At 55.1% G+C, this 15390-nt stretch carries 18 protein-coding genes and 1 tRNA gene; 2 read left to right on the top strand and 17 right to left on the bottom strand.

What is annotated here, in order from left to right:
• The first annotated feature begins 79 nt into the window (after positions 1-79).
• The gene (locus ACZRMH_RS07125; RefSeq protein WP_464012808.1) at positions 80-484 is read left to right on the top strand and encodes a hypothetical protein; all 405 of its coding nucleotides are present in this window, start codon (positions 80-82) and stop codon (positions 482-484) included.
• On the top strand, positions 478-1170 hold the full coding sequence (locus ACZRMH_RS07120; protein WP_464012807.1) for an RES family NAD+ phosphorylase: 693 nt from the start codon (positions 478-480) through the stop codon (positions 1168-1170). The genes ACZRMH_RS07125 and ACZRMH_RS07120 overlap by 7 nt, the downstream gene beginning before the upstream one ends.
• 212 nt (positions 1171-1382) lie before the next feature.
• On the opposite strand, the gene ACZRMH_RS07115 is transcribed toward ACZRMH_RS07120, so the two are convergent.
• The 17 genes from ACZRMH_RS07115 to ACZRMH_RS07035 all read right to left on the bottom strand — a co-directional run bounded on the left by ACZRMH_RS07115 (position 1383) and on the right by ACZRMH_RS07035 (position 14680).
• Positions 1383-1458: transfer RNA gene (locus ACZRMH_RS07115), tRNA-Lys, on the bottom strand.
• 74 nt (positions 1459-1532) lie between these two features.
• Complete coding sequence (gene queC / locus ACZRMH_RS07110; RefSeq protein WP_464012806.1) at positions 1533-2225, bottom strand: 7-cyano-7-deazaguanine synthase QueC; 693 nt, start codon at positions 2223-2225, stop codon at positions 1533-1535.
• A gap of 1 nt (position 2226) precedes the next feature.
• The gene (gene queE / locus ACZRMH_RS07105; protein WP_235573143.1) at positions 2227-2874 is read right to left on the bottom strand and encodes a 7-carboxy-7-deazaguanine synthase QueE; all 648 of its coding nucleotides are present in this window, start codon (positions 2872-2874) and stop codon (positions 2227-2229) included.
• A 163-nt stretch (positions 2875-3037) separates the two neighbouring features.
• Complete coding sequence (gene ybgF / locus ACZRMH_RS07100; protein WP_464012805.1) at positions 3038-3856, bottom strand: tol-pal system protein YbgF; 819 nt, start codon at positions 3854-3856, stop codon at positions 3038-3040.
• A gap of 6 nt (positions 3857-3862) precedes the next feature.
• Positions 3863-4363: a peptidoglycan-associated lipoprotein Pal gene (gene pal / locus ACZRMH_RS07095; RefSeq protein ID WP_003441254.1), complete on the bottom strand. Its 501-nt coding sequence runs from the start codon at positions 4361-4363 to the stop codon at positions 3863-3865.
• Positions 4364-4418: 55 nt separating this feature from the next.
• Positions 4419-5669, bottom strand: coding sequence for a Tol-Pal system beta propeller repeat protein TolB (gene tolB, locus ACZRMH_RS07090; protein WP_464012973.1), 1251 nt, complete (start codon positions 5667-5669; stop codon positions 4419-4421).
• A 47-nt stretch (positions 5670-5716) separates the two neighbouring features.
• The gene (gene tolA, locus ACZRMH_RS07085; protein ID WP_464012804.1) at positions 5717-6811 is read right to left on the bottom strand and encodes a cell envelope integrity protein TolA; all 1095 of its coding nucleotides are present in this window, start codon (positions 6809-6811) and stop codon (positions 5717-5719) included.
• Positions 6811-7263 (bottom strand): protein TolR, encoded by a 453-nt coding sequence (gene tolR / locus ACZRMH_RS07080; protein ID WP_162200692.1) that lies wholly within the window; start codon positions 7261-7263, stop codon positions 6811-6813. The genes tolA and tolR overlap by 1 nt, the downstream gene beginning before the upstream one ends.
• A 23-nt stretch (positions 7264-7286) precedes the next feature.
• Positions 7287-7982 (bottom strand): protein TolQ, encoded by a 696-nt coding sequence (gene tolQ, locus ACZRMH_RS07075; protein WP_016782231.1) that lies wholly within the window; start codon positions 7980-7982, stop codon positions 7287-7289.
• Complete coding sequence (gene ybgC / locus ACZRMH_RS07070; RefSeq protein WP_464012803.1) at positions 7972-8439, bottom strand: tol-pal system-associated acyl-CoA thioesterase; 468 nt, start codon at positions 8437-8439, stop codon at positions 7972-7974. The genes tolQ and ybgC overlap by 11 nt, the downstream gene beginning before the upstream one ends.
• A 137-nt stretch (positions 8440-8576) precedes the next feature.
• Positions 8577-9635, bottom strand: coding sequence for a Holliday junction branch migration DNA helicase RuvB (gene ruvB / locus ACZRMH_RS07065; RefSeq protein WP_464012802.1), 1059 nt, complete (start codon positions 9633-9635; stop codon positions 8577-8579).
• Positions 9636-10244: a Holliday junction branch migration protein RuvA gene (gene ruvA / locus ACZRMH_RS07060; RefSeq protein WP_019823258.1), complete on the bottom strand. Its 609-nt coding sequence runs from the start codon at positions 10242-10244 to the stop codon at positions 9636-9638.
• A gap of 111 nt (positions 10245-10355) precedes the next feature.
• The gene (gene ruvC, locus ACZRMH_RS07055) at positions 10356-10880 is read right to left on the bottom strand and encodes a crossover junction endodeoxyribonuclease RuvC (RefSeq protein ID WP_029611572.1); all 525 of its coding nucleotides are present in this window, start codon (positions 10878-10880) and stop codon (positions 10356-10358) included.
• Positions 10881-11172: 292 nt separating this feature from the next.
• Positions 11173-11919 (bottom strand): YebC/PmpR family DNA-binding transcriptional regulator, encoded by a 747-nt coding sequence (locus ACZRMH_RS07050; RefSeq protein WP_464012801.1) that lies wholly within the window; start codon positions 11917-11919, stop codon positions 11173-11175.
• 110 nt (positions 11920-12029) lie between these two features.
• Positions 12030-13805: an aspartate--tRNA ligase gene (gene aspS, locus ACZRMH_RS07045; protein WP_464012800.1), complete on the bottom strand. Its 1776-nt coding sequence runs from the start codon at positions 13803-13805 to the stop codon at positions 12030-12032.
• A 109-nt stretch (positions 13806-13914) separates the two neighbouring features.
• Positions 13915-14136 (bottom strand): FmdB family zinc ribbon protein, encoded by a 222-nt coding sequence (locus ACZRMH_RS07040; RefSeq protein ID WP_029611571.1) that lies wholly within the window; start codon positions 14134-14136, stop codon positions 13915-13917.
• Positions 14137-14317: 181 nt separating this feature from the next.
• Positions 14318-14680 (bottom strand): ribbon-helix-helix domain-containing protein, encoded by a 363-nt coding sequence (locus tag ACZRMH_RS07035; protein ID WP_464012799.1) that lies wholly within the window; start codon positions 14678-14680, stop codon positions 14318-14320.
• Positions 14681-15390 lie beyond the last annotated feature (710 nt).

The raw sequence follows: 15390 nt of genomic DNA, 5'->3' as shown, positions 1-15390 counted from the left end.
GGATTGCCTTCAACGCTGTTGATCCACAGATTCATTTTGTCTATATTTGAGTCCACAGACTAATTATTGAGTGAGAACAATGAGAGTAGCCCCGCAAGCACAGACCTTTACCAAAGATCAGTGCGTGACCGGTCTTCGAGTGGCTGTGGGCATCCTCGAAAAATGGCATGCATCGAGTGATCAGGCCTGCCGTATCTTGCGTATCTCGCGAAGCACGTATACCCGGGCCAAGCAGCGTGACGTTGAATGGTCCGTGGGGCTGGACTCGGATCAGATGCAACGGATCAGTTTCGTCCTGAACATTCACGCAGCGCTTCGCCTGGTTTTCGATAATCCCGAAAACGTTTATGGCTTCCCGACGATGGTGAACGACAACGATTTCTTCAATGGCCGCACGCCACTGGAAGTCATGTCACAGGGGGACATGATCTCGCTGTATGAAACCTTTCGCCGGATCGATGTATTGCGCGGAGCACAATGGTGAATTTAAGCCAATTGGCAGATCTGAACAACGAACTGCTACAGGCATATCGACTGGTCAATTCCAAATTTCCGCCGATTGCCTTGTTTGACGATGTCGCCAATCCGGATGAATTTGAAGCCCTCTATCAGATCCAGGCATTGACCAATCCCAGGCTACAAAATGAAGTCGGCCGTATTGAATTGATACCGCGCTCAGAGATTCCATTTGGCATCCCGGGCTGCACCTATGCGACCGCACCCTTCACGCACGTCAACCCGGAGGGCTCGCGTTTCAGTGATGGCAGTTTTGGGGTGCTGTACCTGGCGGCCACAATGGAGGCTGCGCTGGCGGAGGTACATCATCATCAGGACAAGTACTGGTCGAACGTGCAGAACCTCAACTACGAGCGCTTTGTGTTTCGAGGGCTATCCTGCTCCTTCATTGATCACTCAATGAAAGACGCAACATCGCTACCCATGAGCGATTGCATCTACGATCCTGATGATTACACGCACTCTCGCTCTCTGGGCAAGATCGTCAAAGATGCAGGACATAGGGGGATTCGGTACAACTCCGTGCGCATGCAAGGCAGCTACTGCTGGGCGCTTATGTCCCCGAAGTCAGTCTCATCCATTGTTCAAACAGCTCACTACGAGATGATCTGGAATGGGCATATCACCGGCGTGAACAAAATCAGCGAAGCCTGACGGTTTGTCAGCCGAAGCAAAAGATCATCAGAAACCCTGTTCAGAACTGCAAGAATACTCCTTCAACCTTACTGTTCGCCTCAGACGGCTGCATGTCCGCAAAGTGTGTGTTGTGCTTTGACCACCTTTCAGCCCTCCCGCCTCGCCAATTCGCAGGCACAAAAAAGCCGGTCATCCCTGAGGATTAAACCGGCTGTTTTGGAGTAGCGATATGGTGGGTCGTGTGGGATTCGAACCTACGACCAATTGGTTAAAAGCCAACTGCTCTACCAACTGAGCTAACGACCCGCTTCGTTGTGGTGCGTATAATACTGATTTCTAACGAGAATTCAACACCTGGTTAGAAATAAAGCTGAAATAACTCAAAAATAACGGGTAGGGTCAGCAATTCCGGCCGCTGCAAAGCCTTCTGCACGCAGACGGCAGCTATCGCATTTGCCGCAAGCTCGACCCTGGACGTCTGCCTGGTAGCAGGAAACCGTCAGTGAGTAGTCCACGCCCAGTTTAACGCCCGCCTGGACGATTTGTGCCTTGCTCAGGTTTTGCAGCGGCGCCTGGATCCGGAAGCCATTCCCCTCTACCCCGGCCTTGGTCGCCAGGTTGGCCATGACTTCAAAGGCTTCTACAAACTCAGGGCGGCAATCCGGGTAGCCCGAGTAATCCACAGCGTTGACGCCGATAAAGATGTCCCGCGCCTGCAGCACTTCAGCCCAGCCCAGTGCCAAAGACAGGAATACAGTGTTGCGTGCCGGCACGTAAGTGACCGGAATGCCTTCACTCGGTGCCTCTGGCACGTCAATGGAGCTGTCGGTCAGGGCCGAGCCGCCAATACCATCCAGGTTCAGGCCAATCACCTTGTGCTCTACAGCCCCCAGATCACGCGCAACACGGGCAGCGGCGTCAAGTTCGGCACGATGGCGCTGGCCGTAATCAAAGCTCATGGTGTAGCAGCTGTAGCCTTCAGCGCGGGCCATGGCCACGACAGTCGCCGAGTCCAGGCCGCCAGACAACAGGATCACTGCTCTTTTTTCGGTGACAACACTTTGTTCAGTCATTTCAGCGCCCCGGCTCGTCGTTCCATAGGTATTTGTGCAGTTGCATCTGCAAGCGTACTGGCAAGTTATCGGCCACGATCCAGTCAGCCAGATCACGGGCTGGCAAGTCATGGTGGCTAGGCGAGAACAGTACTTCGCCCGCGCGTCGCTCCAAACCATACTCGATCAACTTGGACACCGCCCAGTCGTAATCTTCCCGCGAACAGATCACGAACTTGACCTGATCGTTGGGTGTCAACAAGGCGATGTTTTCGTAGAGGTTGCGATGGGACTCTTTGGAGCCCGGAGTTTTCAGATCGAGTACGCGGCTTACGCGTGGGTCGACTGCCGAAATATCCAGCGCACCACTGGTCTCGATCGAGACTTCGTAGCCCGCATCGCAGAGCTGCTTGAGCAGAGGAATGGCATTGGGCTGGGCCAGTGGCTCACCACCGGTCACGCACACGTAGCGCGGACGAAAGCCGGCAACTTGCTCAAGGATGTCATCCAGAGGGCGCACTGTCCCGCCGCTGAAGGCGTAGGCGCTGTCACAGTAACCGCAGCGCAAAGGGCAGCCGGTCAGGCGTACAAAAACGGTAGGCAGGCCAGCCGTTCGCGTTTCACCCTGTAACGAGTAAAAAACTTCGGTAATTCTCAATGTGTCTTGCATATCCGCCACGGGCGTAACAGCTAAACAGGCTGTCCGCCTCCGTCAGGCACTCCAGGGAATCTGCTTACGCAGGACTCAAAAGAGCGTATTTCATAAAAGGGCGTGGATTCTAACGAAAAAACCCGCGACAGGCGCGGGTTTCTCGATAAAAGCATCGTATGTATTACATGCGTTGCAGATCGCGTTGCGCCAACTGTGCAGCCGAAGTACCCGGATACTGGGCTACAACCTGTTGCAGAATGCCTTTGACCTTGTCGGTATGACCCAGGCGACGCTCTACATCAGCAAGCTTATACAGTGAATCCGGCACTTTGGCGTGCTTTGGATACAACTGGCTGACCTTGGCAAAGGCTTGACCTGCGGCTTGCAAATCGCCCTTGGCCAGGTTCACTTCGCCCAACCAGTATTGAGCGTTGCCCGCATACTGGCTGTTTGGGTATTTACGCAGAAAGGCGGTAAATGCCTGACTGGCTTTGTCGAAATCCTTGGCTTTGATCAGGTCGAAAGCAGCATCGTAATAGAGCTTCTCTTTCGCCGGATCAGCAGGTTCCGAACTGGCAGCTGCCTGAGGTGCAGGCGCTGCTGTATTACCGGCGGCATTCGCACCACCAGCAGAAGAATTATCAGGAGCGGCAGCAGGAGCAATGCCAGCACCAATACGCCGATCAAGTTCCTGGTATCGCTCCAGGCTTTCTTGCTTCATGCGCGAGATATCATTTTGCAGAACTTCGATCACACCCTGTTGGCGGGCAATCTGCTCCTGCATTTGTTGCAGCTGGTTGAACAGCTCGCCCTGTGCCGAGACAGGGGCCGAAACCCCTCCCCCGGCATAGGCGCCGCTCGCACCATAACCCGGTGACGGATAACTCCCCCCGCTATTGTTATAGCCAGAGTTGTCATCGACCACAGGAACCGCAGCCCATGCCGCGAGCGGCATGAGGCTGAGAGTCAGAATAGTTACAGCACGGCGGCACGTTCGCATGACGAATTACTTACGCAGTTCGACGCGACGGTTTTGAGCCCACGACTGTTCGTCGTTGCCAGTAGCGATTGGACGCTCTTTACCGTAGGACACCAGCTCCAGCTGTGCTGGAGAAACGCCTTGCAGTACCAGGTAGCGTTGAACGGCTTTCGCACGACGCTCGCCCAGTGCCATGTTGTACTCACGAGTACCACGGGCGTCAGTGTTACCTTCCAGAACAACGCGAGCGCCGTTAGCTTTCAGGTCTTTAGCGTGAACGTCCAGAGCGCGCATTGCTTCTGGTTTCAGGTCCGAAGAATCGTATTCGAAGTAGAAAACAGTGATAGCGCGCAGAGCAGCTTCTTCGCTCAGGGAACCATCAACAGCGCCAGTGTTTGCGCCGTAACCAGCGTTTGGATCAACAGCAGCGCCTTCACCGGCATTGTCGCCGCCTTTGGACGAGCAACCTACAGCTACAGCCATGGCCAGTGCCAGCGCAGCAAATTTACCAAACTTCAGCATTTCCATCGTAAAACTCCTAATGAACCCCAAGTGTTATGTGCAACGTAAAGCTATCACCACGTCAGTTCAGGTAAGGGGACCAGGAAGGTTCTCTGACTTCGCCTTGAGCGGTAGGAAGAGGGAGCCTTACGCGTCCGTTGATGGACACGAGCATCAAGACTCCCCGGCCCTGCTGGCGGGTGGCGTAGATTACCATGGTGCCGTTGGGCGCAACAGTAGCAGACTCATCAAGGTTGGTATCTGTAAGGATTTTTACGCTTCCACGCTGCAAATCTTGCGCTGCAACACGGAAATTGGTGAAACCGTCCTGACGATGGATCATTACCAGGGTCTTTTCGTCAGCCGAAAGCTTCGGACTGGCGTTGTAGTTCCCGATAAAGGTCACGCGCTCTGCATTACCGCTACCCACATTGGTTTTGTAAATCTGCGGCTTGCCGCCACGGTCAGAGGTGAAATAGATGGTGGAACCATCTTTACCCCAGAACGGTTCGGTATCAATTGCCGGGTTGTTGGTGACGCGAGTCAGCCCGCGGGAAGCCAGATCCATCACGTAGATCTCGGCATTGCCGTCTTTGGACAATACGAACGCCAGCTTGGAGCCATCTGGCGACCATGCAGGCGCACCGTTCAGACCTTCGAAGTTAGTGATCTGCTCACGGCGACCAGTATCGATATTCTGCATAAAGATACGCGGACGTTTCTGCTCGAACGACACATAGGCGATACGCTTGCCATCCGGTGCAAAACGCGGCGACAGGATCGGCTCGCGCGATTGCAGCAGGGTCACTGCACGAGCACCGTCGTAGTCCGAACGCTGCAGGGTGTAACGGGTGTTGGTTGCACTGGCACGTTCAGCCGTCACGTAAAGCAGACGGGTTGAGAATGCACCTTTAATACCGGTCAGTTTTTCAAACGACTGATCGGAGATGTAGTGCGCCATATCCCGCAGCTGCTCAGCAGTACCCGACACACTGCCGGTCAACACTGGCTGCTCGGTGGCAACGTTGAACAGGGCATATTGCACCTGCAGGCGACCGCCTGCCGGCACGATATTACCAACCATTACGTATTGAGCGCCCAGGGCTTTCCAGTCACGGAAAATGACTTCGCTGGCCTGAGTCGGCAAGCCAATCATGTTCTGCTTTGGAATCGGCGCGTAATAACCCGAGTTGCGCAGGTCATTGCCGATGATTTCAGCCATGTCATCCGGCAGCACAGTGCCGCCCTGCCAGCCAAAAGGCACTACGGCAATAGGTGTCGCCCGGTCGCTGCCACTGGTGACCAGGATGTTCTTTTCATCTGCTACAGCCATCCCTGCCAGGCAGCAGACGACGACCAGCAGTCCTCGAAAAAGTTTAATCACAAGGCTAGATCCTCAGGTGTGAATGTCATCTTGAACGATCGATAAGGATTAAAATCGCTGGGCTTCATACCCTGCATTTCCGTTAAACGGCCAATATTCTTGACCGCCGCCACAGCCGAACTGTCGAACGGGCCGTCACCACTGGACTTGGCAACCGTCACAGACGTCACCGTGCCATCTGGCAACATGCCAATTTGCAGCACCACTGTCATGTTCTTGCGCGCCGACGGCGGACGAGCCCACCCTTCTGCTGCCCGAGCACGAATCAGGTCATCGAAACTGCCGGCGACCTCATCACCCTGCTCATCTGCCAGCGCCTGCTGGCGTTGCGGCGTATCGGAAAGCAAATCAGCCAAGGCTTGCGCCTTTTTCTCTTCGGTCGATTTACGTGCTGCTTCTACGGCCTTTTTCTTGGCGGCATCGGCAGCGGCCTTTTTCTTCGCATCTTCGGCAGTCTTCTTCTTTGCCTCGTCTGCTACGGCCTTTTTCTTGGCGTCTTCAGCGGCTTTCTTCTTCGCATCTTCAGCCGCTTTTTTCTTGGCGTCTTCCGCGGCCTTTTTCTTGGCCTCTTCTTCTGCCGCCTTCTTGGCCTCTTCCTCGGATTTTTTCTTGGCTATGTCAGCCAGCTTTTTCTCTTCGGCTTTTTTGGCTTCAGTGGCCTTTTTGGCGTCGTCGGCCTTCTTGGCTTCATCAGCCTTTTTCGCCTCGTCTGCCTTTTTCGCTTCACTCGCCTTGGCTTCGTCAGCCTTTTTGGCTTCTGCAGCTTTTTCGGCAGCCTCTTCTTTCTTTTGTTCCGCAGCTTTTACAGCTTCCTGCTCAACCTTCTTCTGTTCCATCTGCTCGACTTCGGTCTGACGCGCGGCGGATTTCTTCGCCTCACCCGCAATCTTTTGATTGGTTTGGGTGGTCGCCTGACTTTTGGACTTCAGCTGATACAAAGTCGCCTGGACAATCGGTTTGGAAGGCGGCAGCTCCGGAGTCATGGCAAAGCTGACAAACAACATGCCAAAAATCAGGACGTGCAACCCTACCGCCCAGACTGCAGGCCAAAAATAGTTTTCAGAGGCGGACGGCTCCCGCTGTTCGCGCATCAGGGAGCCTCGGTTATCAAGCCAACGTTACCGACCCCGGCCTTCTGCAGGCCACCCATAGCACCCATTACCGCACCGTAATCCACGGTCTTGTCACCGCGAATAAAGACCTGGGTGTGTTTGCCGCCTTCGTTGCCTGCGCGAATGATCTTGGTCACCGCGTCAGTCATCTGGGGCAAGGTCATTGCCTTGTCCATCTGCTTGTCGGTATCGACTTCGCTGCCAAGGTTCCAGAAATAGGTCTTGTCAGCCTTGATCGAAATGGTCAGGACCTGGGTGTTGTTGTCTTGCGGCAAGGCCTCGCTGGAGACCTTCGGCAAATCAACCTTCACACCCTGATTGAGCATCGGCGCGGTCACCATGAAGATGACCAGCAGTACCAACATCACGTCGATGTAGGGCACTACGTTCATCTCGGCGACCGGCTTGCGCTTTTTGCGAGCTCGAGCGATTAAAGCCATTGGAAATTACCTGCTTATTCTTCGCTGGTGTGCACTTTACGGTGCAGGATCGCCTGGAATTCGTCGGCGAAGGTGTAGTAGCGGCTGATCAAGGTTTCGCTACGCGCAGCAAAACGGTTGTAAGCAATAACTGCCGGGATGGCCGCAAACAAGCCAATGGCCGTTGCAATCAGTGCCTCGGCAATACCTGGTGCCACGGTGGCCAGCGTTGCCTGCTGGGCAGTTGCCAGACCACGGAAGGAGTTCATGATGCCCCACACGGTACCGAACAGACCGATATACGGGCTTACAGAACCTACAGTGGCAAGGAACGGCAGGCTTTGCTCAAGCTTTTCCTCTTCACGGGAGATGGCTACGCGCATGGCACGCGCGACACCTTCCATCACTGCTTCAGGGTCAACACCCGGCTGCTGACGCAGACGCGAGAACTCTTTGAAACCGGCACGGAAAATTTGTTCAACGCCGGAGTCCGGATCCGGGTTACTGCCGGCCTGACGATACAGCTTCGACAGGTCGATACCCGACCAGAAACGCTCTTCAAAGCTTTCCAGGGCACGTCGACCGGCGCGCAGCATGGTGCTGCGCTGAAAAATCATGACCCACGAGGTAACCGATGCGGCCAGCAGGGTCAACATTACCAACTGCACAACAATGCTGGCATTGCTGACCAAGCTCCACATGGAGGAATGGTCGACGACGTTAGCTTCCACGCTTTATCTCCTGCTCTAAATGTTTACCCGCGCCGCTCACGTCGGCAAAGGCCGTACGTAAAGCTTCGGGAATGGCTCGGGGTTTGAAACTATCGGCGCGCACACAGGCCACCAAAAACTGCCCTTCACAGAGCAGCGTTGCATCTGCAGCCCGCCAGACCTGCTGTTTGAAACGCAGGCTGGCACGGTTGAGTTCCATCACTTGCGCACTTACCAACAGTTCGTCGTCCAGTCGCGCCGGTGCGTGATAACGCGCCTCGCTGGAATGCACGACAAATAACAGGTTCTCGCCTGCCAGCGCGGATTGGGAAAACCCCATCTCCCGCAGCCTTTCGGTTCGAGCCCGCTCCATAAACTTTAGATAATTTACGTAATACACGACGCCACCCGCATCGGTGTCCTCGTAATAAACGCGACAGCGATGTGCGAACGGCTCAAGCCTGTTTTGCGCGCGCATACTCTAGTGCTTACTCCTCAGGTTGCCAATCCGCCAAACCACTGTTTTTTGCGCTTCTTGAGCTTTATCAGCGAAGATTTTCAGCGCCAGTCCTTGAGACAGCAAAAACCTTGAAAAAATCGGCTGCCAACCGCTTATTAATCATCCAAAGCGTTCAAAAATTCGTCTACCACAGGCATCTCACCCAATCGTGACGGAATGTTTAAACCGAAGTGCAGATACGCATGCCGGGTCACAACACGACCACGGGGCGTACGCATGATGTAACCCTGCTGAATCAGATACGGCTCCAGCACATCTTCAATCGTATGACGCTCCTCGCTGATTGCAGCCGCCAGGCTGTCGACACCCACCGGGCCACCATCGAATTTCTCGATCATGGTCAGCAGCAAACGCCGATCCTGATGATCAAAACCATGCTCATCAACATCCAGCAGGTTCAATGCCAGATCAGCCACCGGCTTGGTGATATGGCCCTTGGCCCGAACCTCGGCAAAATCCCGCACCCGACGCAACAAACGGTTGGCGATCCGCGGCGTGCCGCGAGCCCGGCGGGCAATTTCGTATGCCCCCTCTGGATCAAGCGGCAGGCCGAAAATCCCGGCCGAGCGACTGACAATCGTTGCCAGGTCGTCAGTACTATAGAACTCCAGTCGCTGAACAATGCCGAAACGATCGCGCAATGGGTTGGTCAGCATGCCGGCGCGGGTCGTGGCACCTACCAGGGTGAAAGGCGGCAGGTCGAGCTTGATCGAGCGCGCAGCAGGCCCCTCGCCGATCATGATATCGAGCTGAAAGTCTTCCATTGCCGGGTACAGCACTTCTTCGACAATCGGTGACAGACGATGGATTTCATCAATAAACAGCACATCATGGGGTTCTAGATTGGTCAGCAACGCAGCCAGATCACCCGGGCGCTCCAGCACCGGGCCCGAGGTGCTTTTTATCGACACCCCCATTTCCTGGGCGATGATATTGGCCAGTGTGGTTTTACCCAGCCCGGGAGGGCCAAAGATCAACGTGTGATCCAGTGACTCCGAGCGCCCGCGCGCAGCCTGGATAAACAGTTCCATCTGCTCACGCACCGTTGGCTGACCAATATAGTCGGCCAGGCTCAAAGGGCGAATCGCCCGATCCTGAACTTCTTCTCGATCCCGCCCGCTGGAGGCAGTTATCAAACGATCGGCTTCAATCACTTAAATCATCCCCTTGAGGGCGCGACGAATCATGTCTTCACTGCTCAACGTTTTATCCTTGATCGCGGAAACCGCCTTGCTGGCTTCCTGAGGTTTGTAGCCCAGGGAAATCAAGGCACTGACCGCGTCACTTTCAGCGCTGGCCACTTGCACCGGAGCATCCGGCTGATTGGGCACCAGGGCAAACATGCTCGGTACTTGTTCCCACGCCTTGAAGCGGTCTTTCAACTCAACCAGCAGGCGCTCGGCTGTTTTCTTGCCGACCCCCGGCACCTTGGTCAAGGCCGAGGTATCCTGGGCCTGGACGCAACGAACCAGCTCATCGACCTCAAGGCTGGACATCAATGCCAGGGCCAACTTGGGACCGACGCCATTGAGGCGGATCAGTTCACGAAAGAAATCGCGCTCACGTTTGCCTATGAAACCATAGAGCAATTGGGCATCTTCGCGAACGACCAGATGGGTATGCAGGGTTAATGGCTCACCGATAGACGGCAACCGATAGAGGGTCGTCATCGGCACTTCCAGCTCATAGCCCAGGCCGTTTACATCGAGAATCAGGTGCGGCGGCTGTTTTTCAGCCAGAGTGCCGCGCAAGCGTCCAATCACGTTTCAGATCCTTTTCTCTGGCCAGATCAATGGCTGACAAGTAGAACGACAGAGCAGCATCATTACAGATGAAACCCTGCCAGCAAGCTTAATTAGGTTAAAAATCGCGTCTCAGAGACGCAAACGCCCGCCACGGCTGCGCGCAGCGCCCAAACCATGGGGCAGCAGGCTTGAACGCGTATGGGCATGGCACAAAGCAATTGCCAGCGCATCCGATGCATCGATTTGCGGTTTACTGGTCAACTTGAGCAAGTGCATGACCATCATCATCACCTGCTCCTTGTTGGCCCCCCCTGTGCCTGCCACAGCCTGCTTGACCTGGGTTGCCGAATACTCGGCGATTTCCAGGTTTTCTTCGGCACCCGCAACAATGGCCGCGCCTCGGGCCTGCCCCAGCTTGAGTGCCGAGTCGGCATTGCGAGCCATAAACACCTTTTCGATGCCCATGGTGACAGGACCGTACGTCTGAATAACCTCACGCACCCCGCGATAGACGATCTGCAACCGCTCATGCAGTTCGCCACTACCTGTACGAATACACCCCGAAGCCACGTACACACAGCCACGCCCAGTGTCTCGCACTACGCCATAACCGGTGATTCGCGACCCCGGATCGATACCAAGAATAAGAGTCATAACGCCTGCAGCTTATGAAGTGACGCCCACCGGCAAGTACCCGGACAGCTTAAAGGCAGAAGCCGGAGGTGCCCAGCGCCGCGATCGTCGCGACGGAGCACCTCCGGCCTCTTGATTGACGCAACCAGTGTCCTGCCTCACAAATATGATCCTTTTTTGACGAGTGGCTGTTGTTGTCAGACAAGGCGCCGCGACGACTCATAGCTGGCTATGGGGAGGAGCGGCAACGCAGCATGGCAACAACAAACGCCGTCAAAAAGGATCAATATTTGCGAGGCAGGACACTAAGGTATCAGGCAAGCTGTTCCAGAACAGCGTCAGGGATTTCAGCGTTGGAATATACGTTTTGTACGTCATCCAGGTCTTCGAGCATGTCGATCAGCTTGAGCACTTTTTCAGCGCCCTCCAGATCCAGTTCAGCACTGGTGGTGGGCAGCATGACGATTTCAGCATCCGCAGGAACAAACCCGGCCGCTTCCAGCGCATTGCGAACAGCATAGAAACTCGAGAACGACGTAAACACGTCAATGGAGCCGTCTTCATTGGTCACCACGTCGTCGGCATCAGCCTCCATCGCAGCTTCCATCAGGGCATCTTCATCAACGCCGGCCGCATAGGAGATCTGGCCCTTGCGCTCGAACAGATAGGCCACAGAACCGTCAGTACCCAGGTTGCCGCCGCACTTGCTGAACGCATGACGTACAGCCGCAGCTGTACGGTTACGGTTATCGGTCATGCACTCGACCATCACAGCAACGCCACCGGGGCCGTAGCCTTCGTAGCTCAACTCGACCATATCGTCGGTATCAGCCGCACCGGCACCACGGGCAACCGCACGATCGATGATATCGCGGCTCATGTTCGCACCAAGGGCCTTGTCCAGCGCCAGACGCAAGCGCGGGTTGGAGCTCGGATCACCGCCACCCTGACGGGCAGCAACAGTCAGCTCACGAATCCACTTGGTGAAAATCTTGCCTTTTTTGGCATCCTGACGCTCTTTGCGGTGCTTGATGTTCGCCCACTTAGAATGACCTGCCATAACGCACTCCGAATCCCTTGATAAAACCTTGCCAGGCCTTGGCCTGACAATAAAAATTCTCGACCCAAAAAACAAAGGCGCACCCGAAGATGCGCCTTTGCAGGTCAGACTTACTCGGCCTTGGCTTGTTCGCGCACACGAATGTGCAGTTCACGCAACGCTTTGGCATCTACAACGCCAGGCGCTTGTGTCATCACACAGGCAGCGCTCTGGGTTTTCGGGAAAGCAATCACTTCACGAATCGACTGGGCGCCGGTCATCAGCATGACCAGACGATCCAGGCCGAAGGCCAGACCACCGTGAGGCGGTGCGCCGTATTTCAGGGCGTCCAGCAGGAAGCCGAATTTCTCTTCCTGTTCGGCTTCTTCGATACCCAGCAGGCGGAATACAGCTTGCTGCATTTCCTTGCGGTGGATACGGATCGAACCGCCGCCCAGCTCGGTGCCGTTCAATACCATGTCGTAGGCACGGGAGATCGCGGTTGCCGGGTTGGCTTCCAGCTCTTCTGGCGAGCACTTCGGCGCAGTGAACGGGTGGTGCAAGGCACTGAAGCTGCCGTCGTCGTTCTCTTCGAACATCGGGAAATCGACAACCCACATCGGTGCCCACTGGCAAGTCAGCAGGTTCAGGTCGTTGCCGACCTTGATACGCAGCGCGCCCAGGGCTTCGCTAACGATCTTGGCCTTGTCGGCACCGAAGAACACGATGTCACCATCGACGGCGCCAACGCGATCCAGGATCACGTTCAGGTTGGCCTCAGGGATGTTCTTGACGATCGGCGACTGCAGACCTTCAACACCCTTGGCGCGCTCGTTGACCTTGATGTACGCCAGGCCCTTGGCACCGTAGATGCCAACAAACTTGGTGTAATCGTCGATCTGCTTGCGCGGCATGCTCGCAGCACCCGGCACACGCAGGGCAGCAATACGGCATTTAGGGTCGTTGGCCGGGCCGCTGAACACCTTGAAGTCGACATCTTTCAGCTGATCGGCAACGTCTACCAGTTCCAGCGGGTTACGCAGGTCCGGCTTGTCGGAACCGTAACGGCGCATGGCTTCTTCGAAAGTCATGTGCGGGAACTCGCCGAATTCCAGATCCAGCACTTCCTTGAACAGGTTGCGGATCATGCCTTCGGTCAGGCCCATGATGTCTTTTTCATCGAGGAAGCTGGTTTCGATGTCGATCTGAGTGAACTCAGGCTGACGGTCGGCACGCAGGTCTTCGTCGCGGAAGCACTTGGCGATCTGGTAGTAACGGTCAAAACCGGCAACCATCAGCAACTGCTTGAACAGTTGCGGCGATTGCGGCAGGGCAAAGAACGAACCGGCGTGGGTACGGCTTGGCACCAGATAGTCACGTGCGCCTTCTGGCGTGGCACGGGTCAGGATAGGTGTTTCAACGTCCAGGAAACCGTTCTCGTCCAGGTAGCGACGAATACTGGTGGTCATGCGCGAACGCAGACGCAGCTTCTCGAGCATTTCCGGACGACGCAGGTCGATAAAGCGATAGCGCAGGCGGGTTTCTTCACCAACGTCGGAGAACTCGTTGAGCGGGAACGGCGGGGTTTCCGCTTCGTTCAGCACTTCCAGTTCGTAACCCAGCACTTCGATCATGCCCGAAGCCATGTTGGTGTTGCCGGCACCGGCCGGGCGCAAGCGCACCTTGCCGGTGATCTTGACCACATATTCACTGCGCACACGGTCGGCAGCAGCGAAAGTCTCGGCGCGATCCGGGTCAAACACCACCTGGGCCAGACCATCACGATCACGGATATCGAGGAAAATCACCCCACCGTGGTCACGGCGACGATGAACCCATCCGCAAAGGGTAATTTCCTGGCCTTCCAGGCTTTCGTTCAGTTGGCCGCAATAATGGCTGCGCATCATGGTAGTGGTTTCACTTCTCGTAATTCGAAATTCGGTGGAGGTCTTGCGCACCGTCGGTGCTGGTAACCCTGCAAGAGCCCGCTTGTGTTCTGACTGCTTTCGCTCGACCTCAGTCGGATTTATCGCCGCCTGCCAGATTCTTTTTCGAGCCTGTCTTGAAGTCGGTTTCATACCAGCCTGTACCGCTAAGGCGGAAACCCGGCATGGACAGCATCTTCTTCAGTTCCGGGGCCTGACAGGCTGGACAATCAACCAGCGGTGCAGCGCTGATCTTTTGAATGGCTTCCAGCTGATGACCACAGGAAGCACACTGGTAATCGTACATGGGCATTGGCGTGTCTCGACAATCCGTTAGCGGCAACCCTTGAAGAGGGCCACACAGCAAAGGGCGAGATTATATCTGGTAAATCGAGCCATTGCAGCCGCATGAACAGCCAGAAGCCCCTAAATGCATCATAAATATGCAACGATTACAAGCCGTGGAACACCCTCCTCCAGCCGATCACCCCCACTCACCCCGCAAACACCTGATGCTGCGTCACCTCCTCAGGGTTGCGACTCATTTTCAACAAATGCATTACACAGACCACCCGAATGAGCCCACTGAAGTTTTTCACCCCGCCATGGCGCAAGTGCACCTCCAGATCGATATAAGACAGCAGCGTATTTATTGAACAATTGTTGATACGTGAGATATCGGACAATACCTCCCAGTACACTTCCTCAAGCCGCAAGCAAGTCGCAAAGCCATTTAACCGCACTGACCGCGACAATGGCCGAGCCAGGGTCATGCCAAAATCCAGAACCACCGGATCAATCCTGACTCTCTGCAACAATCTGCGCCCGCCACTTTCCTGCTGAATCAATCTTCCCATTGTTAAAGCACTCCATTGCGCGTCACTGGATATGATGGGGCTTTTTTCAAAGCCCTCACTTCATAAAACGACATGTAAAAATTCTTATCCAGCGGATCAAACCCGCAAATCTGTAGGAGCGCTCTCGGTACGAGCGGAGAATCTGGACACCTTCGAAAGCTGCGCGACAAGCCCTGACAGGCAGCGGCACAAGCGCCTGCAGGAACAATCAAACAACACATCCCGACCAGCATGCAGAATTCAAAAAGCAACGGACAATCCGCATACCAACACCATGCAGTACGTCTGCCTGGCACAGAAAACACATTAAAAATAATCAGCCATTACATACACTCTCTCATCCATTAATCAGGTCACTACTAAACTTCAGTAATTCCTGAGCAATACAACATTCTTACGACCCAGCACAATATATCCACCCATGCAAAACTGCCCCTCAAAACAGGAACACTCAGGTCATTCATTCCCCCTTGAACAAAAAATAACGGTTTTGACGATGAACGGCTCCCACCACAACGAGCCAACCAAGCCCCGACGCTCATTGCACCGTTCCCTCAACACCCCGACAGGAGGACTACACACGTCTAAAACAAGGCTCTCGGAATAAGCAAGGCGGTTGCAGGAGCTGAGTGCAACACGGTTATTGAATTGAAGCCGGAGCATCATGCCGCATAGCCAAGGCTTCCTGCATCACCTCTCCCATGACTTCG

The sequence above is a fragment of the Pseudomonas sp. B414 genome, assembly GCF_055408445.1.
Note: the sequence above shows the minus strand (reverse complement) of the source record. Positions and strands in the feature narration are given on the sequence as shown.